General features: G+C 44.8%; 22 protein-coding genes. 11 read left to right on the plus strand and 11 right to left on the minus strand.

All coding sequences use genetic code 11. The features are described 5' to 3' along the window. The first annotated feature begins 144 nt into the window (after window positions 1–144). Window positions 145–783 (plus strand): flagellar protein MotX, encoded by a 639-nt coding sequence (gene motX, locus LDO37_RS01840; RefSeq protein WP_101111216.1) that lies wholly within the window; start codon window positions 145–147, stop codon window positions 781–783. Between the two features lie 47 nt (window positions 784–830). On the opposite strand, the gene hmpA is transcribed toward motX, so the two are convergent. Beyond that, window positions 831–2,003, minus strand: coding sequence for an NO-inducible flavohemoprotein (gene hmpA, locus LDO37_RS01845; protein WP_126605764.1), 1,173 nt, complete (start codon window positions 2,001–2,003; stop codon window positions 831–833). A 111-nt stretch (window positions 2,004–2,114) separates the two neighbouring features. Between hmpA and nsrR the strand changes: the two genes are divergently transcribed. Then, window positions 2,115–2,537, plus strand: a complete 423-nt coding sequence (nsrR, locus tag LDO37_RS01850; protein WP_104400365.1) for a nitric oxide-sensing transcriptional repressor NsrR — start codon at window positions 2,115–2,117, stop codon at window positions 2,535–2,537. A 63-nt stretch (window positions 2,538–2,600) separates the two neighbouring features. On the opposite strand, the gene LDO37_RS01855 is transcribed toward nsrR, so the two are convergent. After that, window positions 2,601–4,451 (minus strand): DUF3413 domain-containing protein, encoded by a 1,851-nt coding sequence (locus tag LDO37_RS01855; RefSeq protein ID WP_126605765.1) that lies wholly within the window; start codon window positions 4,449–4,451, stop codon window positions 2,601–2,603. A 276-nt stretch (window positions 4,452–4,727) separates the two neighbouring features. On the opposite strand from LDO37_RS01855, the gene rnr reads away from it, so the two are divergent. Beyond that, the gene (gene rnr / locus LDO37_RS01860) at window positions 4,728–7,187 is read left to right on the plus strand and encodes a ribonuclease R (protein ID WP_126605766.1); all 2,460 of its coding nucleotides are present in this window, start codon (window positions 4,728–4,730) and stop codon (window positions 7,185–7,187) included. A 17-nt stretch (window positions 7,188–7,204) separates the two neighbouring features. Beyond that, entirely contained in the window at window positions 7,205–7,942 is a 738-nt protein-coding gene (gene rlmB, locus LDO37_RS01865) for a 23S rRNA (guanosine(2251)-2'-O)-methyltransferase RlmB (protein WP_126605767.1), read from the plus strand. A 97-nt stretch (window positions 7,943–8,039) separates the two neighbouring features. On the opposite strand, the gene crp is transcribed toward rlmB, so the two are convergent. From crp to LDO37_RS01890, 5 genes are all read right to left on the minus strand, one after another. Beyond that, a complete protein-coding gene (crp, locus tag LDO37_RS01870; RefSeq protein ID WP_101111210.1) occupies window positions 8,040–8,672 on the minus strand; it encodes a cAMP-activated global transcriptional regulator CRP in 633 nt (210 codons plus the stop codon). Window positions 8,673–8,915: 243 nt separating this feature from the next. Further along, the gene (locus LDO37_RS01875) at window positions 8,916–9,785 is read right to left on the minus strand and encodes a phosphoribulokinase (RefSeq protein ID WP_101111209.1); all 870 of its coding nucleotides are present in this window, start codon (window positions 9,783–9,785) and stop codon (window positions 8,916–8,918) included. 156 nt (window positions 9,786–9,941) lie between these two features. After that, window positions 9,942–10,154 carry a YheU family protein gene (locus LDO37_RS01880; protein WP_101111208.1) on the minus strand — a complete coding sequence of 71 codons (213 nt, stop codon included), beginning with the start codon at window positions 10,152–10,154 and terminating at the stop codon, window positions 9,942–9,944. A gap of 15 nt (window positions 10,155–10,169) precedes the next feature. Beyond that, window positions 10,170–11,186 (minus strand): hydrolase, encoded by a 1,017-nt coding sequence (locus LDO37_RS01885; RefSeq protein ID WP_126605768.1) that lies wholly within the window; start codon window positions 11,184–11,186, stop codon window positions 10,170–10,172. Then, a complete protein-coding gene (locus LDO37_RS01890) occupies window positions 11,183–12,574 on the minus strand; it encodes an aminotransferase-like domain-containing protein (RefSeq protein WP_126605769.1) in 1,392 nt (463 codons plus the stop codon). Before LDO37_RS01890 ends, LDO37_RS01885 begins: the two co-directional genes overlap by 4 nt. Window positions 12,575–12,695: 121 nt before the next feature. Between LDO37_RS01890 and LDO37_RS01895 the strand changes: the two genes are divergently transcribed. Next, complete coding sequence (locus tag LDO37_RS01895; RefSeq protein ID WP_126605770.1) at window positions 12,696–13,292, plus strand: LysE family translocator; 597 nt, start codon at window positions 12,696–12,698, stop codon at window positions 13,290–13,292. A gap of 5 nt (window positions 13,293–13,297) precedes the next feature. Further along, window positions 13,298–13,780 carry a pyridoxamine 5'-phosphate oxidase family protein gene (locus LDO37_RS01900; protein WP_126605771.1) on the plus strand — a complete coding sequence of 161 codons (483 nt, stop codon included), beginning with the start codon at window positions 13,298–13,300 and terminating at the stop codon, window positions 13,778–13,780. On the opposite strand, the gene LDO37_RS01905 is transcribed toward LDO37_RS01900, so the two are convergent. Both LDO37_RS01905 and LDO37_RS01910 read right to left on the minus strand, forming a co-directional pair. Then, window positions 13,738–14,208: a TIGR02444 family protein gene (locus tag LDO37_RS01905; RefSeq protein WP_126605772.1), complete on the minus strand. Its 471-nt coding sequence runs from the start codon at window positions 14,206–14,208 to the stop codon at window positions 13,738–13,740. The genes LDO37_RS01900 and LDO37_RS01905 overlap by 43 nt on opposite strands. Window position 14,209: 1 nt before the next feature. Beyond that, window positions 14,210–16,126, minus strand: coding sequence for an ABC transporter ATP-binding protein (locus LDO37_RS01910; protein ID WP_126605773.1), 1,917 nt, complete (start codon window positions 16,124–16,126; stop codon window positions 14,210–14,212). 138 nt (window positions 16,127–16,264) lie between these two features. Between LDO37_RS01910 and kefG the strand changes: the two genes are divergently transcribed. From kefG to LDO37_RS01935, 5 genes are all read left to right on the plus strand, one after another. Then, the gene (kefG, locus tag LDO37_RS01915; protein ID WP_126605774.1) at window positions 16,265–16,849 is read left to right on the plus strand and encodes a glutathione-regulated potassium-efflux system ancillary protein KefG; all 585 of its coding nucleotides are present in this window, start codon (window positions 16,265–16,267) and stop codon (window positions 16,847–16,849) included. After that, window positions 16,833–18,617 carry a glutathione-regulated potassium-efflux system protein KefB gene (gene kefB, locus LDO37_RS01920; RefSeq protein ID WP_126605775.1) on the plus strand — a complete coding sequence of 595 codons (1,785 nt, stop codon included), beginning with the start codon at window positions 16,833–16,835 and terminating at the stop codon, window positions 18,615–18,617. Before kefG ends, kefB begins: the two co-directional genes overlap by 17 nt. An 8-nt stretch (window positions 18,618–18,625) precedes the next feature. Continuing rightward, window positions 18,626–18,826, plus strand: a complete 201-nt coding sequence (locus LDO37_RS01925; RefSeq protein ID WP_101111263.1) for a YheV family putative zinc ribbon protein — start codon at window positions 18,626–18,628, stop codon at window positions 18,824–18,826. Window positions 18,827–18,954: 128 nt separating this feature from the next. Then, a complete protein-coding gene (gene slyD / locus LDO37_RS01930) occupies window positions 18,955–19,506 on the plus strand; it encodes a peptidylprolyl isomerase (RefSeq protein ID WP_101111200.1) in 552 nt (183 codons plus the stop codon). Window positions 19,507–19,635: 129 nt separating this feature from the next. Beyond that, entirely contained in the window at window positions 19,636–20,577 is a 942-nt protein-coding gene (locus LDO37_RS01935; RefSeq protein WP_126605776.1) for an isoaspartyl peptidase/L-asparaginase family protein, read from the plus strand. Between the two features lie 36 nt (window positions 20,578–20,613). On the opposite strand, the gene LDO37_RS01940 is transcribed toward LDO37_RS01935, so the two are convergent. Continuing rightward, window positions 20,614–20,835, minus strand: a complete 222-nt coding sequence (locus tag LDO37_RS01940; protein ID WP_101111198.1) for a SlyX family protein — start codon at window positions 20,833–20,835, stop codon at window positions 20,614–20,616. Window positions 20,836–20,840: 5 nt separating this feature from the next. Continuing rightward, complete coding sequence (locus tag LDO37_RS01945) at window positions 20,841–21,824, minus strand: WD40 repeat domain-containing protein (protein ID WP_126605777.1); 984 nt, start codon at window positions 21,822–21,824, stop codon at window positions 20,841–20,843. Window positions 21,825–21,886 lie beyond the last annotated feature (62 nt).

A 21,886-nucleotide genomic window follows, 5' to 3' on the forward strand; every position in this document is an offset into this window, starting at 1 on the left:
TACTTAAGCTGGCATTTTTTATATCTTTTCCGATTACTTTTTATTCGCTCTCTGGCAAAATATTGCCAAAGATCGGCAATACTTGTCTAAAGAGTTAGCAGTTATTGCCGATACAAAAGCACGGTATGAATAAAGAGTGCGATTATGAAACTACGAGCTGTGACGGCTTCGTTGTTACTCGCATTGTGTTCCCGAGTTGGCATTGCAAGTGCAGATAGCCACATTGGGGGACCAGTGCCAGTTTACTCCGAAGCTGAACTGATCAATCTTATTGAAAAGAACAAACATCTCGAGCGAGTGAAGGCCGACAGTTGCCAGCTTGTAGAGGATATCGTTGCTCGTGCGACTCGAATAAGCCTGCCGGCTTATGAATTTCTATATGGCGATATGCTGGCTTGGGGAGTATGTGTTGATCAAGATGTGGAGTTAGGTCTCTACTATATGGAAAATGCTGCACACCAAGGTTTACCTGCGGCTCTAGAGCAAATAGGGCGGTATTATTCTAGAGGGACTTTGGTTCAGCAAGATAAAGAGCGTGCTATTCCTTACCTTCGAGAAGCAGCATCCATGGGGAACATTAACGCTCGAATTCATTTGGCTGAGCTTTTGCTTCGAGACTATGGCAGCCCTCTGGATTATGAAGACGCCTATCGTTGGTTGTATAACTCGGTGACACCAGACAAACGGCAGCACAGAAGGATTTCGATGTTGCGGCAAGGGCTAGAGCAACGTATGCCTGAAAACATTATCGCGAGAGCTAAGCGACGCTCCACATTTTGGTAGACTCAACATGCCCAACGTGTCGGGCATGTTGATTTTGCAAGTAAGGCTTACAGTACCTTATGAGGGCCGAAGCACTCATAGTGAATACGCTCTTTTGACACGCCTAGCTCCAATAATTGGCTAGCCGCGAACTGCATAAAGGCTACAGGACCACAGAAATAGAAATCTGTTTCTTGCCAGTTAATACGTTCCTTGATTTGCTCCAGCGCCATTAACCCCGATCTCACTCCCTCTTCCCCTTTATGTTCTCGATACCAATTGAATTGGTTAACGAATTCATAGGACTTTTCTAGCTCGTTTACACGTTTAGAGAATGCATGATGAACTTGGTTTTCTGCTGCATGTAGCCAGTGAATAGGGGCTTTATGAGTACTTTTTATCGTTTCTAACATTGATAGCAATGGAGTGACTCCAACGCCCGCAGAAATGAGAGCGACGGGTGTAAACTGATCACTGGTGAAAAAAAAGTCTCCACACGGTGGTGCCAGCTTAACTGTGTCGCCAACATTCAAGTGATCGTGTAAAAAGTTTGAAACAACACCTTCTGATTCGCGCTTTACCGAAATCCTATAGCTGTTGCCATTTGGTGCATCTGACAAACTGTATTGTCTGATTTCTTGGTATTCAAATTGCTCTGGTGTTAAATAAATGCCTACATACTGCCCAGGTATAAAATCAACGACTGGTTGCTGATCTGCGGGTTCAAAAACAAAGCTGGTTATGACGGCACTTTCTTTGTGCTTCTCTTTTAGTACAAACTCTCGGGTACCTCGCCATCCCCCTGTTTTTGCTTCCGTCTCAGAGTAGATTGTTTCCTCCCGATCGATAAATACTTGTGCTAAGAATCCGTAAGCTTCTCCCCAAGCGTCTAAAACTTCCTGACCAGGTGTGAACAACTCATCTATGGTTGCCAGAAGGTGGCTACCAACGATTTGGTATTGCTCTTCAGTGATATTAAAACTTGTGTGTTTCTGGGCTATTTTTTCAACGACAGGAAGAAGCACTTCAATATTGTCAATGTTTGCCGCGTACCCATATACAGCATTGAATAACGCCTCTCTTTGCGCTCCATTTTCTTGGTGAGTTAAGTTAAATATGTCATTTAATTCAGGGTTGTGGGTAAACATTCTATTGTAGAAATGTGCGGTTAAAGCTGGACCCGTTTGGGCTAAAAGTGGTGCTGTGGATTTTACGATATCTATGGTTGATTGCTTGAGCATTTGGGCTTCCTGTTTAAACATGTATTTATAATGCATGTTTAAGGTTGTATCTAAAATATATCTTTTAGTCAATGGAAGATTTACAATTTACTCAGACAAGAGGAAATTGATTTGCAACTTACGAACTTTACCGATTTTGGTATTCGCGCCTTGATATATCTGGCTTCTTTGCCTGCGGGTGAATTGACGAGCATCCAAAAGGTCAGTGACACTTTTGATGTGTCTAAAAATCATATGGTTAAGATTATTAATAAGCTAGGTCAGCTTGGTTACGTGAAAACGGTTCGCGGTAAAAATGGTGGGATATGCTTAGGTCGCCCAGCGGAAACCATTGTAATAGGAAATGTGGTAAGGGACATTGAGCCTTTGGATGTGGTGAACTGCGCACCGGATTTTTGCCATATTACGCCAGCGTGTAAACTGAAAGCGCATCTGGCACGTGCAAAGTTGGCTTTTTTAGCAGAACTGGACCATTGTACGATCGCCGATATGTTGAGTGACAACGCAGAGCTTCTCATTTTATTAAAAAGATAAGCGCACGGCTCAGTGCGCTTATGCTTTTTTTATCGTTTTAGCTTCTGATGTTTTCGTTAGCAATTACTTTGCATATACAGACATTTGTTGAAGCAATTTTGTCAATTCACGGTTTGGCATAGTACGTTCAGATTTTTTGTTGAGCTTTAGGTCTGTGATTTCCGTATAGCCACCCGGTCGATTGACGATAATTTCATTTCCACCCACAATTCCATAATCCATGTAACTGCCGACAATAACCCAGTTTTCTTGTCTGTTCGTGGTGAACAAATCTTCCCCAACACTATAATCACGAACATCGTTCGACACGCTTAATGGCTGCTTCATTAATGTTGGGGCTACATCTAGGTGACTGGTTCTGGTGTGAATAATATCGGCTTCTTTTTCAGGGTGATATAAGTAGAACGGAACATGAACCTGAGCGGGAGCGTAGTTGCTGCCGTGTCCCCAATAGTTCTTTTTGTAATCGTTAAATTCTTCACCGTGATCAGACGTAATAACGATGATGGTATTTTCCAATTCACCTGATGCTTCCAACTCGTCCAATATTTCACCGACCAATTTGTCGATGTAGTACAGCGAGTTTCTATAGCGGTTACGGTACTCTGTTGGGTCGAAGTCATTGTTTAATTTAACGTGATCGACGCGATCCCAATAAGGCGTAAAAGGGGTCTCCATCTCTGCTGGAAAAGAAGTCCCGTGTGCGGCATCGTAAAACATGAATCCAAAGTAAGGCTTGTTTGGATTGCGTTTTTCCAAGAACTGTAAGAAGTCGTCCGTGATTTTACGATCGCGCTCTGCTGGTGTATTGCCTGGAGTTGTAACGGTTAAATCTTTAACGCCAGCAAATACCGTGCGATCGAATGGTGGGCTATGTAAAGGCGCAGATCCGTGGATGGACATTTCGTAATTCTGTGAGTGCAAGGTCTCCATTAACACGGGTTGCTGCTGGCTGGATCGAACCGCATCCCAATAGGTGGAGGGGATGCCATAGAATAAACTGAATATCCCCATTTGGGTCGAGTTGCCACCACTAAGGTGTTCTTTAAACACTAAGCTTCGCTGGCCAAACTTTTCAATATTTGGAGTTACCTGCACATTGGCATCATCAAAACGCCATGCATCCAATACAATCATCAAGATATTGGGTGTTTTTGCGTTTTCAGCTTGCCGAATGGGTTTCAACGGGTAGTTCAAGTTTGTTACTTTCTGGTGAGAAATTTTAGTATGAGCATCGCGTCCTGCTTGTTGCTCTACCCAGCCGTTATCCTCAAGGTAATCATTTGCGGTTAATGGTAAATAAAGCGGCCAGTGATGGCTGTAACTCGGTATCACTTGATCGAAATTGGCGTATTTCCAAGCATGAGTAAATTGGCTGAATACCAAGCAACTAAACCAAACCGAAATTCCAAGTAACAAGTAGCGTTTCTTTGTTTCGATCCAACGGTTTGCTAAGACAATAGTCATGATAATAGCGTTGATCAGGCCAAAAGAGACCACCCCACCAACGAGTAAAGTAAACCATGACACATCAATGATTTGGTCTCCACCTTGAATCAGCAACTCAAAAACAAAGCCATTTAGATGAAAGCGATATTGGTTATACACCTGGGTATCGACAGCAACCAGTATTGCAGTGACGATGAAAGGTAACACGGCTATGCATCTAAAGAGCCGTGTTGGCAGCCAGATTAGTATTAGAGAAGGAAGCGAGCACAGCAACGCCATCAGGCCAAACAGCCCAATTTGGGTAGAAAAAATGTAAGGGTAGGATAGCCAGCTACCTTCTGGAATATCCATCCAGCTTACATAAGGGATGCCTATCGCTGATAATAAAACAGCGTTCAATATTAAGAGGCAAAAAATCCACCGCGAGTTAAAGCGAAGATTCTCGCGAAGTTTAGAAAATGACATAAATATTATTGGACGAACAAAGAGAGTCGCGCATCTTACAAAAGAACCATACAAAGTTTCAAGCAGGTATTTGCTTTGTTTATATATTGCCTAACTTTTGTTTAGCTGAATATATGTGCCGCTGAATTGTCACAAATTGACCAATATGACGGATAACTGACTTGTAGTGGATTGCTCGTACGTGGCGATATATTTCCTGAGAAAGCGGTGTGCGCTGTCGGTAACCGTCAGATTTAGATATACTTAAGATCTATCCAATCTATAGCAGGCCTGCTTATGTCTCAAAACACTCCTATTGATCCTTTTGCTGAGCGCGAATCCGGTAAATATGAAAACCCGATTCCTAGCCGGGAGTTCATTATTGAATTCCTGACTCAGGCAAATGTGCCGATGAATCGAAACGATTTATTTGATGCACTGGAGCTGAAAGGGGAAGAGCAGTATGAAGGGCTTCGTCGACGTTTACGTGCGATGGAGCGTGATGGGCAGTTGGTATTTACTCGCCGTCAATGTTACGTATTGCCAGAAAAACTTGAGCTGGCTAAAGGGCATGTGATTGGACACAAAGACGGATTTGGATGGGTAAGACCAGAAGGTAGCAAAGGAAGAGATAATGATATTTTGCTGCCTCATCATCAGATGAAAACCATCATCCATGGTGATTACGTATTGGTACAGCCGACGGGGACAGATAAGCGCGGTCGTAAAGAAGGGCGCCTTGTTCGGATATTGGAAGAGCGCAAGACCCAAATTGTTGGGCGTTACTTTATGGAGCACGAGTACTCGTATGTGGTGCCTGATGATTCCCGAATCAGCCAAGATATCCTTATTCCTAAAGAGCACCGTTGTAGAGCTCGGATGGGAAATGTTGTCGTTATCGAAATTACAAGCCGTGCAAGCCGCTCTCGAGGTATGACAGGAAAAATATTGGAAGTGCTTGGTGAAAATATGGCACCAGGTATGGAAACTCAAATTGCCATTCGGACCCATCAAATTCCTGATGTTTGGCCGGAAGAGGTCGACAAACAAATTGCCGACCTAACGGAACACGTCCCAGAAGAAGCAAAGAAAGGGCGAGTCGATTTACGTGAATTGCCATTGGTCACTATAGATGGAGAGGACGCTCGAGATTTCGATGATGCTGTTTACTGCGAAGCGAAGCGAAGCGGCGGTTGGCGTCTTTGGGTGGCGATTGCAGATGTGAGCTATTATGTTCGACCGAATACAGCTCTGGATAAAGAAGCCATCAATCGAGGTAACTCCGTTTATTTTCCGTCGCAGGTTGTTCCTATGCTCCCTGAGGTGCTGTCTAACGGGCTGTGCTCCTTAAACCCGCAAGTTGATCGTTTGTGCATGGTATGCGAAATGACGATTTCTGCTTCAGGGAAGTTATCTGGATACAAGCACTACGAAGCCGTCATGAATTCTCATGCTCGCCTAACGTACAACAAAGTTGGTGCTATCTTGGATGGAGATGAAGAACTCCGCGAACGTTACCAACCACTGGTTTCGCATCTAGAAGAGCTTCATAAAATGTATGGCGTTCTGAAGCAAGCTCGTGATAGTCGTGGCGCCATTGAATTTGAAACAGTAGAAGCTAAGTTTATCTTCAACCCGGACCGTAAGATTGATCGCATTGAGCCAGTGGTTCGGAATGACGCGCATAAGATCATCGAAGAATGCATGATTTTAGCCAATATTGCCTCGGCATCTTTGGTTGAAAAAGCAAAAGAGCCTTCGCTGTATCGTATCCACGAAACTCCTGGAGAAGAGCGCCTGCAAGGTTTTCGAGATTTCCTTGGTGAGCTTGGGCTTAACCTAACGGGTGGCTTAGAACCTTCTCCTACAGATTACGCCAGCCTGATGAAACAAATCGGTGAGCGTCAGGATAAAGAGCTTATTCAAACCATGCTGCTCCGTTCAATGAAGCAAGCGGTTTACAATGCTGACAATGCGGGTCACTTTGGACTGGCACTAAAACGATACGCGCACTTTACATCGCCTATTCGTCGCTACCCCGATCTGTTACTGCATCGTGCTATTAAGTACCTGATTGCCAAGGAAGAAGGTCGCAATACCGATCGCTGGACCCCAACTGGTGGTTTCCATTACTCCTTTGATGATATGGATGTGTATGGTGAGCAGTGCTCCATGACCGAACGTCGTGCTGATGATGCCACGCGTGACGTGTCAGATTGGCTGAAATGTGAATACATGCAAGATCATGTCGGTGAAGAGTTGGATGGCGTGATTGCCAATGTTACGGGCTTTGGTTTTTTTGTACGTCTAACTGAGCTTCACATTGATGGTCTTGTGCATATCTCTTCCCTTGCAAATGATTACTATCAATTTGATCCGATTGGTCAAAGGCTTATTGGTGAAAGCTTCGGTAATATCTATCGTTTAGGCGATGCTGTAAAAGTAAAAGTGTTGTCGGTGAATTTAGACGATCGTCAAATTGACTTTGAATTGGTCGAAACAAGCCGTAAGCTACGCGGAAAAGGCAAAACAGCCAAGAAGCGTGCGGCGCAGTCTGATAAAAAAGCGCACAGTAAAAAGAAGGCAACAGTAAAATCGAGAAAGCCGGGTGCAAAAGCGAAAGCGATGGTTGAACCAACTAAGCGTCCCGATGGTTCGAAAGAGCCTTCCTCTGCGAAAAAGAAGAGTAAATCTGAAAAAGCGCGCAAGAAGAAGTCCCGAGCGAAAAATCGAAAGTCTCAGGGAAAACAGAAATAATCTGAACAGGTCAGGTAATGAGTAACGAATTTATTTATGGCATTCATGCCGTAAAAGCGGTGCTGGAAAAAGATCCGGTGCGCTTTATTGAGGCATACGTTTTAAAAGGTCGTCAAGACGAGCGACTGCTGCCGTTGCTGAATGAATTGCAAAATGTTGGAGTATCCATTCAGCAAATGGGCAGAAAAGCGTTGGATGACAAAGCCAGTGGTGCAAGCCATCAAGGTATCATTGCACGTGTTAAACCCGCTAAGCAATGGAATGAAAATGACTTAGATGGAATCTTAGCTCAACACGAACAGCCGCTTTTATTGGTATTAGATGGCGTAACAGACCCACATAACCTGGGTGCTTGTTTAAGGAATGCCGATGCGGCTGGTGTTGCCGCTGTTATCGTTCCTAAGGATCGTTCATCTCCTTTAACGGCAACGGTAAGTAAGGTCGCATGTGGCGCAGCAGAGACGGTACCGTTAGTGCGAGTCACCAATCTCGCTCGAACCATGCGCGCGTTGCAAGAACAAGGTGTTTGGTTTGTGGGGACGGCAGGTGAAGCCACTCACGACATTTATCAAGCGAAGCTTTCTGGTCCATTGGCGGTTGTTATGGGGGCAGAAGGTGATGGTATGCGACGTTTGACGCGTGAAACGTGTGATGACTTGATTAAGATCCCGATGGCTGGAAGTGTGTCTAGCCTGAATGTTTCAGTAGCTTCTGGAATTTGCTTGTTTGAAGCGGTAAGGCAACGCTCTCTTTAGAGCTTGTTGCCCTCTTCATCAGAGATAAGCAAAAGAAATAAAAAACCACCAACGATGTTGGTGGTTTTTTTTATTCTTAATCGAAACGCTTTCTTTATTAACGCGTTCCGTATACCACGATAGTTTTACCGTGTGCTGAAATCAGGTTTTGCTCTTCCAGCATCTTCAAGATACGACCAACGGTTTCACGTGAACAGCCAACAATCTGACCAATTTCCTGGCGTGTAATCTTGATTTGCATGCCATCTGGGTGCGTCATCGCATCTGGTTGTTTCGCTAAGTTCAGAAGTGTCTGAGCGATACGGCCAGTAACGTCTAGGAAAGCAAGATCGCCTACTTTTTGGCTAGTAGTTTGAAGACGGTTAGCCATTTGAGAAGAAAGGCGCATCAGAATATCAGGGTTAACTTGAATTAACTGACGGAACTTCTTAAACGAAATTTCTGCTACTTCACATGGTGTTTTTGCACGTACCCAAGCGGTACGTTCTTGGTCTTCTTCAAATAGACCAAGTTCACCAATGAAATCGCCTTGGTTGAGGTAAGACAAGATCATCTCTTTGCCTTCTTCATCCTTGATAAGCACGGCAACAGAACCTTTCACGATGTAGTACAGGGTCTCTGCCTTTTCACCCGCATGAATCAGAGTACTCTTAGAAGGGTACTTGTGAATATGACAGTGTGAAAGGAACCACTCTAATGTTGGATCGGTTTGAGGTTTACCTAGAACCATAATATCTTTCTTCCTCTGCAGGGTTTGCTCAGCAGCTTTCCGTATCGACTGAGCCAGATTGAACTGGTCATTTAGAATAGGGTGTTATAGTTGATGCTGCAAGCTATCATATGTTTCGGTTAGAAATAGTATCCTTTTTCTGAAACGATTTCTTGACTTTGATCGGTACACGGCTGGGTTTATCTAAGCAAAAATGTGCACATGATCACGCTATGGCAACTTTGCATACTTTTCTTTTTATCACTAGCCGATTTTACCGGTTTCGATGAGTTGTTGAAGTATCGGTTGGACGATCAGTTCCATGGCAAAACTCATCTTCCCGCCGGGTACAACAAGCGTGTTATGACGCGACATGAATGACCCTTGAATCATAGACAGTAGGTATGGATAGTCGACGTTTTTAATGCCGCGAAGTCGGATGACAACAAAACTTTCATCTAAACTAGGGATGCCTTTTGCGGCAAGAGGATTAGAAGTATCTACAGTAGGGACACGCTGAAAGTTTATGTGTGTACGCGAAAATTGTGGCGTAATGTAGTTTAAATAGTCGTCCATCGAACGCACTATAGAGTCTGTAACCGCTTCTTTAGAGTGCCCTCTGTCGCGTGTGTCTCGCACAAACTTCTGGATCCATTCGAGGTTTACAATCGGTACCATGCCAATCAGTAGATCAACATGTTGGGATACATTGACATCGCCATCCATTACGCCGCCATGTAACCCCTCGTAGAATAGAACATCCGAGTTTTCAGGCAGTTGTTGCCACGGAGTAAATGTACCGGGCATTTGGTTGTAAGGTACCGCTTCATCAAATGAGTGTAAATAACGCCTAACTTGTCCCGAACCTTTTTCACCGTAAGTTCGGAAAAACTGCTCCAATGCGGGGAAGTCGTTTGCTTGAGGACCAAAATAGCTTATATGTCGACCTTGCTCTTTTGCTTTGCGAATTTCCACGTCCATCTCTGGGCGCGTAAATCGGTGAAAGCTATCTCCTTCGACTAACGCTGATTTGACATTCATCATATTGAACATCTTGCGAAACGCTTCAGAAGTGGTGGTGGTTCCCGCGCCTGACGAGCCTGTAACGGCAATGATAGGGTGTTTTGCTGACATGACTGTCCTTGTCTCTAGTTATCGTTATAGGGAATCAGTGTAGGGGAAGCGGTATAAATAATAAACACTGCCCTAATCACGTAATCGAATGAAACACCCATTAGGGGGCACTTTTACTTGAACTCAATGAATCGGAGCTTGAATCAACGCTTGATTTCAGCGACTGGGATGTACTTGTATATCAACCGTTTCATGAAGCTCAGAAAACACGACAACCGCTTGACCACTTTGCAGTTGAGCACGCACATGGTCCACTTTTTCATTTAGGCTGATTTCACTGGCACCGTAATCAGTACCTTCTCTTAGTACGAACTCTTTAATTAAATTCGTGAGTGTATCAGTCTCAATTTGTTCCCAAGGGACGATCATAAATACCTCAAAATTTTATGTCGTCGCAATCTTACCATTAATCGCACTCTGCGCGTTACAGGCTTCCTCTTTTAAGTAATGAGAAAAACGTTCTGGTAATGCTTCTTCTAACCAAAATGTTGGCTTAAAGAGGTGACCACTAACAAATCCTACATGCCCGCCTTTAGGGAGCAAGTGGTACTTTACGTGTTTGGGAAGAGGCGTAGTTGGAATCACCGCTTCTGTCATGAAAGGATCGTCTTGTGCATGAATGATGTCCGTTGGAATCCGAATTCTTTTGAGCATCGGAAGCCCAGAACAGGTTTGATAATAATGGTGTGCATCCTCAAACCCATGTAAGCGAGAGGTAATGACGTCATCGAAATCAAACATGGAATCAATCTCGTTGACTTCTCTTTCTGTCAGGGGCAAGACTTTCTGAACTAAGGGCAGCTTAGCGACGGCATTCTCTTTGAGTGATGAAAGCAGGTAGCTTTGATACACTTTGGAAAAGCCTCGATTAATGCGCTGAGAACATGCCAATAAATCCAGTGGAGCGGACACAACCGATGCCGCATTAAGCAGGGTGTTTTCCGTGTACTTTGCAAGGTAGTTGACCAGCATATTCCCCCCTAAGGAGACACCTACTGCTACTTTTACTTGCCGAGGAAAACGTTGCGTTAGGTGTTCGATGAAAAAGCGAGCGTCCTCTGTTTCACCCGAATGGTAGGCTCGAGGAAGTCGGTTAGGTTCACCACTGCAACCACGAAAATGCATCATTACAGCTAACCACCCTTCTTTCGCAAATGCGTGCATCAATCCATTGGCATAAGGGCTATCAAAACTGCCTTCTAAACCATGAAATAAAATAAATATGGGTTTGGAGGTGTTGGATGTAGGGACTTCACTCCACGCCAGATCAACAAAATCACCATCGGGTAGTTCAAGCCTTTCTCTTATTGGTTCAAACAACGGCTTACGTCGGATAAAGCGTGAGACTAACGTTTGAACGTGCGCATTGCCTAACCCAAATGCAGGTTTAAATGGGGTCATAATGAAAAGTCCGAAATAGGGTTGCTGTGAAGTAATTCTGCCAGAACGTTAAGCCCTTGTTCCAATTGTTGATGAGTAACTGGTGAACTGAGTGATAAACGAATAGCTGGAGGAACGGCACCACCTGGAGGGACAAAAAGCTCCCCTGATTTGATAATGACTTTCCTTGAAGCCGCTTGTTGAACGAAATCACTTAATCGCCATTGCTCTGGAAGCGTTAACCACAAATGGAAACAATCTTTCTGGTAGCTAATATCGAACGAACCAAGGTATTGCTTTGCCAGCGCGAGCCTAACATCCATTTCTTTACGTATGGTGTCTATGACATGTTCGGCTTGGTTGGTTTGTATCATTTGGCATGTTAATGCGGTTAACAGTGGGCTGATCATCCAGCTATGGTTTTGCAATGTCATACTCAATTGCTGATACAAATGATCAGGTGCCTGCACGAAACCTACACGCAGCCCCGGTGCTAAACACTTAGAAAAAGCACCAATATGGATAACTTGTTCTGGCATAGAGTTAACCAAAGGAGGGGGCGCTTGTTTTGGTAATAGACCGTTAACGTCGTCTTCAATAGCAATGACTTGGTATTGTTTACAGACGTCAAGAATGGCTTTACGTCTCTCCACACTCATTGTCGCGGTGGTTGGGTTTTGCAGAGTGGGTGTAAGGTAGATAAAGCGCGCTGACTGGTTCTGTTTGCATGCAGATTTTAAAGCGATAGGCGTAATGCCTTCTTCATCCATTTCTACGCCTTTTAAGGACAACTGGTTTTGCCGCGCCAAACTCAGTAGTCCTGGGTAGGTGAGTTTCTCACATAAAATGGTATCTCCCGCTCGCGTAAATGCGCTTAGTACCATCTGAATCGCGTGTTGTGCTCCGCTACTAAACAACAGCTTTTGAGCTTGCACATGAACCCCTTGGGTTTTCAGCCAGTTGGCTACGATCTTGCGATGTGAATCGATACCTGTAGGTTTTTGGTACAGCATAAATTGATTCAACGCTGCGTTATTGCGAGACAGAGAATTCATTGCTTCCGACAAAATACCGGCTCTATCCAGTAAAGGGGGAATGTTGTAGCCAAAATTACACTCTTCGGCTTCTTCCACACTCTCTTCAAATACCCAACTGGCTTTCGAATTATCTTGAATATAGGTACCAGCACCCACGCGCGCTTCGACCAACCCGCGCCTTTCGGCTTCTGCATAGGCACGCGTAATGGTACCGACTGTAACCCCTAACTTATCCGCTAATGCCCTATGGGTTGGCAGTTTATCGTTAGCACGGATGATGCCTTCTTCTATTTGCAGAGCAATGGCATCCGCCACTTGATGATACAAAGGGGAGGATAGCGTTTTATCGACGATGATTGTTTCAATTGTCATGGTGACAATAAACCTTTTGCACTGAGATTATTCCATTGTTATGGTCAATATGTGCACACAATTTTAATTATTCAACTTAAATACCAAATTGTATCGATACAATGTGAAGAGGAGCAAATTTATGGATTGGCAGTTTTTTACCTCGGTCGCATTGTTTGCAACCGTGATGACTGGAACCCCGGGACCTAATAACGTTATGTTGACGGCTTCGGGAGCTAACTTTGGGTACCGCCGAACGGTGCCACACTTTGTTGGAATTGGCTTTGGGCTTTTGACTCAAATGATCTTGATCGCGGCAGGGCTTGGTGTCGTATTCGAACGTTACCCAGAAGTACAGCAAATACTGAGAGTGGCATCCAGTGCTTATTTACTGCTATTGGCATGGCGAATTGGCACAGCAGCGCCACCAACAGGTCGCGATGATGATAGTTCAAGACCAATGACTCTGTTTGAAGCAGCACTGTTCCAGTATCTAAACCCCAAAGCTTGGGTCATGTCACTTACCGCTGTAGGGACCTTTTCATTTTCGGGTGATCAATTCTGGTGGTCTGTAGTGGCTATGGGAATGATTTTTTGGCTTGTACAGCTGCATACGTCATCAGTGTGGGTGGGTTTCGGTACTTTGATTCGACGATGGCTGTCGAGTGTCACTGCGTGGAAGTGTTTTAATGTCACTATGGGTTTGCTTACCGCTAGTTGTGTTGTGTTTATTTGGTGAAGCCTATGCAATTTGATTTGAATGATATTGCTAAAAACAGCGTTCTTTGCTGGCTATCAACGTCTGATTTATCAGGGCAACCTAATGTCTCACCAAAAGAAATTTTCCATTTAGTGGATTCAAATACGTTATTGATCGCAGATATTGCGTCTCCTCAGTCCGTAACGAATTTGAGGGAAAACGCTAATGTGTGCGTTTGTATGTTGGATATTTTTCGCCAGCGCGGCGTTAAATTAACTGGAAAAGGAAAATACGCACGTTGGCGGGGGGAATCTGTCTTGGAGAGCGAACGAACACTGGTTCAAAAGGCGGGTAATTTCCCATTGAAAGGGATTATTACCATTGAAATATCCAGTATTTCTTCCGTAATTGCACCAAGTTATTGGGTAAAACCAGAGCAAAGTGTGGAAGAGAAAGTAGCCGACGCGATGGCGTCTTATGGGGTTCAGCCCGTAGAAGATGAATCTTCAAAAAATGAAATTAAGTGATCGGCTTGTAGGTATTGGCAATATGTACTCACCATAGAGTCGCCATGGTTTGCTGACAGTTTGAGGTTATTGAGGCAATCAACTAAATCAGATTGCTGCTGTTTTTCCAGCAGCAATTCAAATTGCAAGGTTTCTCGGTAGAGTGTATCGGGCAGGTGAGACTTGGATTTACGCCGCAGTTCTCGGTAATTTACCAATAAGTTCTCGGATCGAATCAGGCAATCTTGTACTAGGTGCCAGTCTTCTTTATCAAAAGCCAACTTCTGCTCGTCCAGCCATTTCAGCAATAAAAGAAGGTTTACATTTCCTTGGTACTGGTTTTGAAGAGTAAGACACGCTTCTTTAACCTGACGCACACTGTAGTACTGTAGGCTAAATTGCCACAAACGTTCTAAAGTGAGCGACATTGATTGCGTGTCTTTGGGCATTCTAGTTCATCTCCAGTTCCATCTGCTCAAGGGCTTCCTGCTCTGCCATCCACTCCATTTCTATGTCTTCGAGCTCGGATTTTGCAGAGGCTTGTTGCGCCAGTACTTCATTAAGCTTAGCTTTATTTTCCGCTTGATACAGATCGGTATCGCCAAGCTGTGTTTCGGTATCTGACAAAATTTGACCGAGTTTATCCATCTTTTGTTCCAGCTTTGTCAGGTTTTTGCGAATTGGCGCAGTCAGTTTACGAAACTCCGCTTCTTTTCGCTTTTGCTCTTTACGCGCTGCTGCACTGTTATCCGTGCTTTTTTCTGGAGCGGCTGCTTGCAGTTCTTTACGTTCTGCTTTTTGCTGTTCTGTCAGCCATTTGTAGTAGTCGCTCAAGTCACCGTCGAAAGGGGCAACTTGGCGATCGTGAACCAAATACAAATCATCGGTGGTTGCGCGCAGTAAGTACCTATCGTGGCTTACTATTACCATGGCGCCTTCAAAGGTTTGTAGTGCCATGGTGAGTGCTTGGCGCATATCTAAATCAAGGTGGTTGGTCGGTTCATCAAGTAACAAAAGGTTGGGTTTTTGCCACACAACTAACGCCAATACCAAACGGGCTTTTTCACCACCGGAGAACGGGGCGACTTTTTCCAGAGCCTTATCTCCTTGGAAGCCAAAGCTGCCTAAGTAATCTCGGAGTTGCTGTTCATTTTTGTCAGGTGCAATCTGCATCATGTGTTGAAGCGGTGTTTCTTCAGGGTGCAGAGTTTCAAGTTGGTGCTGCGCAAAGTAACCAATCTTTACGCCTTGAGAATAAGTAAAGTCACCCGATTGCGATTGCAGTTCGCCTGAAAGCAGTTTTATCAGCGTTGATTTACCAGCGCCATTTCGACCAAGCAAACCAATACGGCTGCCCGGTACAAGATTAAGCCGAATTTTCTCGAGGATTAAGTTGTCATCGTATCCGGCGGAGACCTGGTCCATCATTAAAATCGGATTAGGTAACGCAGCGGGCTCTCTAAATTCAAAATTGAATGGATTATCAAACTGAGCAGGTAATACCTTTTCCATTTTCTCCAATGCTTTTATTCGGCTTTGTGCCTGACGTGCTTTGGAAGCTTTGTAACGGAACCGGTCAATGTAGCTCTGCATATGCGCCATTTGCTTTTGCTGTTTCTGGAACATGGCTTGTTGCAAAATAAGCTTTTGCGCACGTTGATTTTCAAACGATGAGTAGTTACCGGTGTACTCATTAAGAAGCTGATTTTCTACGTGTATGATTCGACCAACAATAGGATCAAGAAAGTCCCTATCGTGTGAGATTAAAATTAAGGTACCAGGGTAATTTTGCAGCCAACGTTCAAGCCACATTACCGCATCTAAGTCTAGGTGGTTGGTCGGTTCATCAAGTAACAACAAATCAGAGCGGCACAATAGCGCTTGTGCAAGGTTAAGTCGCATTCGCCACCCACCGGAGAATTGCGTAAGACTCCAGCTCATTTGTTCTTGGCTGAAACCCAAGCCGTCCAGTAATTCAGCGGCACGTGCTTTAATGGCGTATCCACCTATAACTTCAATTTTTCCGTGAAGTTCTGCAACCAGATTTCCGTTGTCTTGTTGCTCGGCGATGTCCAGTTTTGCTTCGAGATCTCGAAATTCTCTGTCACCATCAATGACATAATCCAAAGCTTCTCTTTCAAGAGCAGGTGTTTCCTGTGCTACCCAAGCAAGCTCCCATTGACTAGGCTTATGAAAGGTGCCGGCATCAATAGACAGTTCGTCTTTTAGTAGTGCAAATAAGGTGGATTTACCACAGCCATTTTTTCCGACCAAACCGACTTTGTCTCCGGGGTGAATGGTCGCGCTGGCTTGATCTAGCAGAGGTTTGCCACCTCGAAGGAGTTGGATGTCAGAAAAGGTAATCATAGTGCTCGTGTCGAATAAGAGAATTTAACGGTTCGAATACTATGGGGATTCATGATAAATGTCGATCATTATACTATTTACGTTATGATGGAACTACGGAAAAACAACAACATGCCGTAAGGGAAGACGTCAGAAAGCATGACCGTTATTCAAGAAAAAACTCAATCGCTGCCTAAGATTTTGGTGATTTACGTTCACCCCGATCCAGATAACTCTGTCGCAAACCAAGTGATGATCAAACAGATCCGTGGGTTAGACCACGTGACTATTCATGATCTCTATGCGCATTACCCTGACTTCTTTATAGATGTTGCTCACGAACACCAGTTGTTACTCGATCATGATGTCATTGTTTTCCAGCACCCTCTTTATATGTATTCCTGCCCAGCACTGTTAAAAGAGTGGATGGACAGAGTACTTGGAAAAGGGTTTGCGTTTGGTGAAGGTTGCGCATTAGCCGGAAAATACTGGCGAAGCGTGATCACAACAGGTGGTGCAGAGAATGCGTTTGCTGCGAGTGGTTACAACAAGTACCCACTTGAAGAGATTTTGCAGCCGTTCGAGCTAACGGCATTACTGTGCAGAATGCATTGGATAGATCCTTTGACGCTTTACTGGGCGAGAAACGCTACGGATGGAGAGCGTTACCAACACGCTGAGCAATACCGGCACTGGCTGTTAAACCCTCTAGAGAATGGGAGTACGAATGGCTGCGACGAATGAGATTCTCACCAGTACCGCAATTTTCCTGTCTGCCGCGGTGGTGGCTGTTCCGTTGGCACAACGCATGGGGCTCGGTTCAGTATTAGGCTATTTACTCGCGGGAATTGCGATTGGTCCTTGGGGAATGGGGCTTATCAGTGATGTAGAAGCTATTTTGCACTTTGCTGAATTTGGGGTGGTGCTGCTTTTATTCCTGATTGGATTAGAACTTAACCCAAGCAAACTCTGGCAAATGCGACGACCTATTTTAGGGTTAGGGGGAGCACAGGTTCTTATTACTACAACCGTTATTTCATCGATAGTCTATTACGGTGGCGTGTCTTGGCAGAGTAGTTTGGTGATAGGGATGGGGCTGGCATTGTCTTCAACCGCGATAGCGCTGCGAGTTATTGAAGAACAAGGTTGGACAGGAACCGAAACCGGGCAGTCTGGCTTTGCCGTATTGCTGTTTCAGGATATTGCCGTTATTCCTATGTTAGCCGTCATCCCTATTTTGGCTGGTGGCTCTGGTGGTGATTGGTTGGATGCGCTGAAAACTTTGGGCGGCATTGTCGGTCTGTTAGTGATAGGTCACTATCTATTGAGACCGGCTTTTCGATACATCGTATTAACGGGTGTACGTGAACTTTTCACTGCCACAGCGCTGCTCTTGGTTGTGGGTATTGCCTTAATCATGCAGCAACTCGGTTTATCGATGGCCCTTGGTACTTTCCTTGCGGGCGTTCTACTTGCTGAAAGTGAGTACCGACATGAATTAGAAATCGCTATTGAGCCATTTAAAGGCTTGCTACTCGGATTGTTTTTTATTGCTGTGGGCATGGCCGTAAACCTTGGATTACTGGTTATTGAACCGATTGAAGTTCTGGTTGCTGTCGTCTTACTTATTTCAATTAAAGCCAGTGTGCTTTACATGTTAGGCCGACTGTTTGGTACCAGTGCGAAAGCGCGAAGTTCAATGGCTGTGATACTCAGCCAAGGCGGCGAATTTGCTTTTGTTATTTTTACCGCGGCGCAGGCAGAAAACCTGTTAGACCCAGAGCTGGCTGCGTTTTTGCTGGTGGTCGTGAGTATTTCGATGGTAACGACGCCTTTATTACTTCTGATTCAAAAGCGTTGGTTTGCACGTACTATCAATGACGGTGATGGGATGAAGTCGGATGTGATTGATCGCAGGCCAAGGGTAATCATCGCTGGGTTCGGGCGTTTTGGTCAGGTCGTCGGACGATTAATGTATGCGAATAAGATCCGCATTACCGTATTAGAAAGTGATGCAAGCCAGATTCAGCTTCTCAGAAAGTTTGGGTATAAGGTGTTCTATGGTGACGCGACCCAACTCGAGTTATTGAGAGCGGCAGGTGCTGCCAAGGCTGAAGCAATAGTAGTATGTACCGATTCACCTGATGAAGTGATGAAAATAGTGGATTTGTGTCGTCACCATTTCCCTAACTTGAAGGTATTGGCACGAGCTCGTAGCCGAGTGGAGGCTTATCAACTGTTGAACCATGGTGTAGATGCGTTTTCTCGTGAGACCTTCTTAGGGGCATTGGATTTAGGTCGTCAAACACTGACTCAACTTGGAATGCACCCGTATCAAGCGAAACGCGCAACATCGCACTTCAAAAAGCTCGATATGAAGATGCTAGAAGAGTTACTTCCAGAGCACAGTGAAGATAAAGAGTTGGCTATGCGAGCCAAAGAAGCTCGTAAGGAACTGGAAGAAATATTTGGACGTGAAATGGAAAATGATTCCCGCCAAAATTGGGAATAGAGGTGAACGTGAAACTGAAGAAAAGATTTATCGCTGGTGCGGCATGTCCGCAGTGTAAAGAAAAAGATACCTTACGCTGGTGGGAAGAAAACAGTGTGGAAGTGGTTGAATGTGTTGACTGCGACTATGTTGAACAAAGAACCACGGAAGCTGTGGAAAAAAGCGAGCACGCCGCACAAGACATGATTGGCATCTTTAAGCCAGATTGAGCCTGTACGAATAAAGAAAACCGCGCTTTTATTGTGTTTTGATATTTCGTCCCCATAATAGCGGGGTAATCAATATTTTTCCTGGGTATCGACTTTCTCCCAGGATTTCAAACCTCCTTGGAGTCATCATGAAAATTGAAAAAAACGTGGTTGTTAGTCTGGCATACCAGGTGAAAACGGAAGACGGTGTCGTTGTCGATGAGTCAACTAGCGAAGCGCCATTGGACTACCTTCACGGTCACAACAACCTAATCACAGGTCTTGAGAAAGAGCTGGATGGCAAAGTGGCAGGCGATAAGTTTACCGCGAACGTTTCTCCAGAAGATGCTTACGGTGAGCACAATGATGCACTGGTACAGCGCGTACCAGCAAACGTATTCCAAGGCGTCGATGAGATTGAAGTGGGTATGCGTTTTCTAGCAGATACTGATCAAGGTCCTATCCCTGTTGAAGTAACTGAAGTGGATGGTGATGAAGTCGTTGTTGATGGTAACCACATGTTGGCGGGTCAGTCTCTGACTTTTGAAGTCGAAGTCATTGCAACGCGTGAAGCAACAGCGGATGAAATCGAACATGGACATATCCATCAAGAAGAAGGATGTTGTGGTGGTGACCACGATCACGACCATGGCGAAGAGAAAGATGGTTGCTGTGGCGGCGGAAGCTGTAGTTCCCACTAATTCTTAAGGTTTGTTTTTAAGTAACCTTAAGTAGCCAAAATTGAGAGCGCCGACTGATGACTCAGTTGGCGTTTTTTTATGGGCTGTGAGAAATTAGGTAAGCTGTAAATCTGATTTTAGGAAAGCACAATGACTAAGCCTTTTTCCATCGCAATACATGGTGGTGCAGGAACAATTTTAAGAGACAAAATGACGGCAGAAATGCGAGCTGAATTCCAGCAAGCATTGACTCTCTCTGTAAAGGCGGGTCACAAAGTGCTGTCTGAAGGAGGAGACGCGCTTGATGCTGTGGTCGAAGCGGTAAAAGTTATGGAAGACTGCCCACTATTTAACGCAGGAAGAGGCTCAGTACTCACCAACAGTGAAATGGTTGAAATGGATGCATCCTTGATGCATGGAGCAGAGAGTGAAGCTGGTGCGATTGCTGGAGTACGTCATATCCAGAACCCGATAGCTCTTGCTCGTGACGTGATGAAAAAAAGCAATCATGTCTTATTGATTGGGGAAGGTGCAGAAGAATTCGCGTTCGAGCATGGGTATGAGTATACCGAGCAAGACTATTTCTATACTGAGCGTCGTTACGAGCAACTGAAAACCATGAAAGAAAAAGGTTTGTTTGCTTTATCAGAATCGAAATATCCCGACGATAAAAAATATGGCACGGTGGGCGCTGTGGCGTTGGATTGCCAAGGAAATTTAGCAGCAGCGACCAGTACTGGCGGGGTAACAAATAAAAAGTATGGTCGAGTGGGAGACTCTGCGTTGATAGGGTGTGGAACTATTGCTGAGAACGGCAATGTTGCAGTATCTACAACGGGGATGGGCGAATACTTTATCCGTAAAACAGTGGCGGCAGACGTTGCTGCCCGAATGAAATACCTAAAAGAAGATGTTCATGTCGCGTGCGAAACGATCATTCAAGGCGAACTGAAATCCATGGGTGGGGAAGGAGGGTTAATCGCGTTGGACTCGCATGGCGATATCCATTTCGGCATGAATAGTTCCGGTATGTACCGCGCTAGTATTAACACTAACGGTGAGCTGCTCGTTAAGATTTTTGCCGATGAGTAAACCAGGTATAGTTTCCAGGCTCCAGTGTCAAAAGGATCAGTAATGCGGTGGGGGCGTTTCCTCAGAAGCGTCCGCCAAGTTGGATGAATCCATATTTTTTACCTTGCCGACCACATATTTCATTTGATCCTGCATCTTTGTAATCAGCAGTTGCTGCTGACTTAACGCGTCGTTCAACTCATCAATGGTTTGCTCTTGAAAAGCAAGTTGGCATTCTAAGTCTTCAATACGTTTTTGCAGTTCTTTCTCGTTTGGCATGGTGTTTACTCAGTTTCAATCTGCCACGCTTGAGCAATGCCTGCTGACGTGCCAGAAATAATTCGTTGCTGTTCATCGAAGGACGCATCATACACGACAGCGCGAGGAGGGCGAGCATCTTTTTGTGGTTCGACTTCCCAATAATCAAGACGTTTGCCACTTTGCGTATCCCACAGCATGACTCGGCCTCCAGGTGTGCCAGTAACAAGCTGCTTACCATCGTTCGAAAAGCGTGCCGATGTGAATATCAGTTGACGTTGGAACGCTTTTAATTCGGATACTCTCTCACCGTTAGATAAATCCCAGACAAACGCGTCGTTAGACCCGTCAGACGTAAAAGCAAGTTTACCGTCGCGCTGAAGAGCAACTCGGTTGATTCGGGCATCGTGCTCAAATTTATGAAGTGCTAGCCCAGTTTGGGTGTCCCATAGATAGGCGTTGTAGTCGTTTCCGCCAGATAGTGCAAACCGACCATTTGGGGAGAGAGCCACAGAATTAACTTTTTCCCGATGAGCAAGGAACTCAAGGCGTCGTCCAGTGACTAAGTCCACATAAATGGCCTTCCCATTTGATAAGCCCAGTAGAACTTGTTCACCATTACTGGAAATATCGATATCGCGGATCACGCCATCAGAGATAGACCAAAGCCCTTGAGCTTGTGTCCAGCCGAGGTCCCATACTGCAAAATTCTGTTGCGTAGCGGTAATGGCAAAGCGTCCGTTGTCAGCAATTCGAATATGGGAGACGGTATTGGATTGTGGATCTTGAGCGCCTAATTGGGCAAGCTCTTCGTTATTTTCAAGATCCCATAGAAGCAATTGGTGTTCTTTTGAATAAAGTAAAGCGAAGCGTCCATCACGGCTCAAACCAAAGCTCGTTGTACCAGATGGTTCTATAACCCAGCGTTGGTCATTTTTTTGTGTGAAAAAGCACCCATTTAACAAAAGAATGACAATGGTTAGAACCACAGAGTGAGAAACTGTTCGCATCGCTGTAGAAATCCGGTTTGTGTCAGTGGACATGAAACCAGTATATTGATACCACAACTTTT

The sequence above is a fragment of the Vibrio penaeicida genome (assembly GCF_019977755.1).
GTDB lineage: Bacteria > Pseudomonadota > Gammaproteobacteria > Enterobacterales > Vibrionaceae > Vibrio > Vibrio penaeicida.

Excerpts from the sequence above, each read along its gene's own strand:
- LDO37_RS01855 (WP_126605765.1), bottom strand. The coding sequence starts at position 4,451 with ATGTCATTTTCTAAACTTCGCGAGAATCTTCGCTTTAACTCGCGGTGG.
- rnr (WP_126605766.1), top strand. The coding sequence starts at position 4,728 with ATGTCTCAAAACACTCCTATTGATCCTTTTGCTGAGCGCGAATCCGGT.
- rlmB (WP_126605767.1), top strand. The coding sequence starts at position 7,205 with ATGAGTAACGAATTTATTTATGGCATTCATGCCGTAAAAGCGGTGCTG.
- LDO37_RS01880 (WP_101111208.1), bottom strand. The coding sequence starts at position 10,154 with ATGATCGTCCCTTGGGAACAAATTGAGACTGATACACTCACGAATTTA.
- LDO37_RS01945 (WP_126605777.1), bottom strand. The coding sequence starts at position 21,824 with ATGCGAACAGTTTCTCACTCTGTGGTTCTAACCATTGTCATTCTTTTG.
- kefB (WP_126605775.1), top strand. The coding sequence starts at position 16,833 with ATGGCTGCGACGAATGAGATTCTCACCAGTACCGCAATTTTCCTGTCT.
- hmpA (WP_126605764.1), bottom strand. The coding sequence starts at position 2,003 with ATGCTCAAGCAATCAACCATAGATATCGTAAAATCCACAGCACCACTT.
- kefG (WP_126605774.1), top strand. The coding sequence starts at position 16,265 with ATGACCGTTATTCAAGAAAAAACTCAATCGCTGCCTAAGATTTTGGTG.
- LDO37_RS01905 (WP_126605772.1), bottom strand. The coding sequence starts at position 14,208 with ATGCCCAAAGACACGCAATCAATGTCGCTCACTTTAGAACGTTTGTGG.
- slyD (WP_101111200.1), top strand. The coding sequence starts at position 18,955 with ATGAAAATTGAAAAAAACGTGGTTGTTAGTCTGGCATACCAGGTGAAA.
- LDO37_RS01875 (WP_101111209.1), bottom strand. The coding sequence starts at position 9,785 with ATGTCAGCAAAACACCCTATCATTGCCGTTACAGGCTCGTCAGGCGCG.
- LDO37_RS01935 (WP_126605776.1), top strand. The coding sequence starts at position 19,636 with ATGACTAAGCCTTTTTCCATCGCAATACATGGTGGTGCAGGAACAATT.
- LDO37_RS01940 (WP_101111198.1), bottom strand. The coding sequence starts at position 20,835 with ATGCCAAACGAGAAAGAACTGCAAAAACGTATTGAAGACTTAGAATGC.
- motX (WP_101111216.1), top strand. The coding sequence starts at position 145 with ATGAAACTACGAGCTGTGACGGCTTCGTTGTTACTCGCATTGTGTTCC.
- LDO37_RS01900 (WP_126605771.1), top strand. The coding sequence starts at position 13,298 with ATGCAATTTGATTTGAATGATATTGCTAAAAACAGCGTTCTTTGCTGG.
- LDO37_RS01910 (WP_126605773.1), bottom strand. The coding sequence starts at position 16,126 with ATGATTACCTTTTCTGACATCCAACTCCTTCGAGGTGGCAAACCTCTG.
- crp (WP_101111210.1), bottom strand. The coding sequence starts at position 8,672 with ATGGTTCTAGGTAAACCTCAAACCGATCCAACATTAGAGTGGTTCCTT.
- LDO37_RS01890 (WP_126605769.1), bottom strand. The coding sequence starts at position 12,574 with ATGACAATTGAAACAATCATCGTCGATAAAACGCTATCCTCCCCTTTG.
- LDO37_RS01895 (WP_126605770.1), top strand. The coding sequence starts at position 12,696 with ATGGATTGGCAGTTTTTTACCTCGGTCGCATTGTTTGCAACCGTGATG.
- LDO37_RS01885 (WP_126605768.1), bottom strand. The coding sequence starts at position 11,186 with ATGACCCCATTTAAACCTGCATTTGGGTTAGGCAATGCGCACGTTCAA.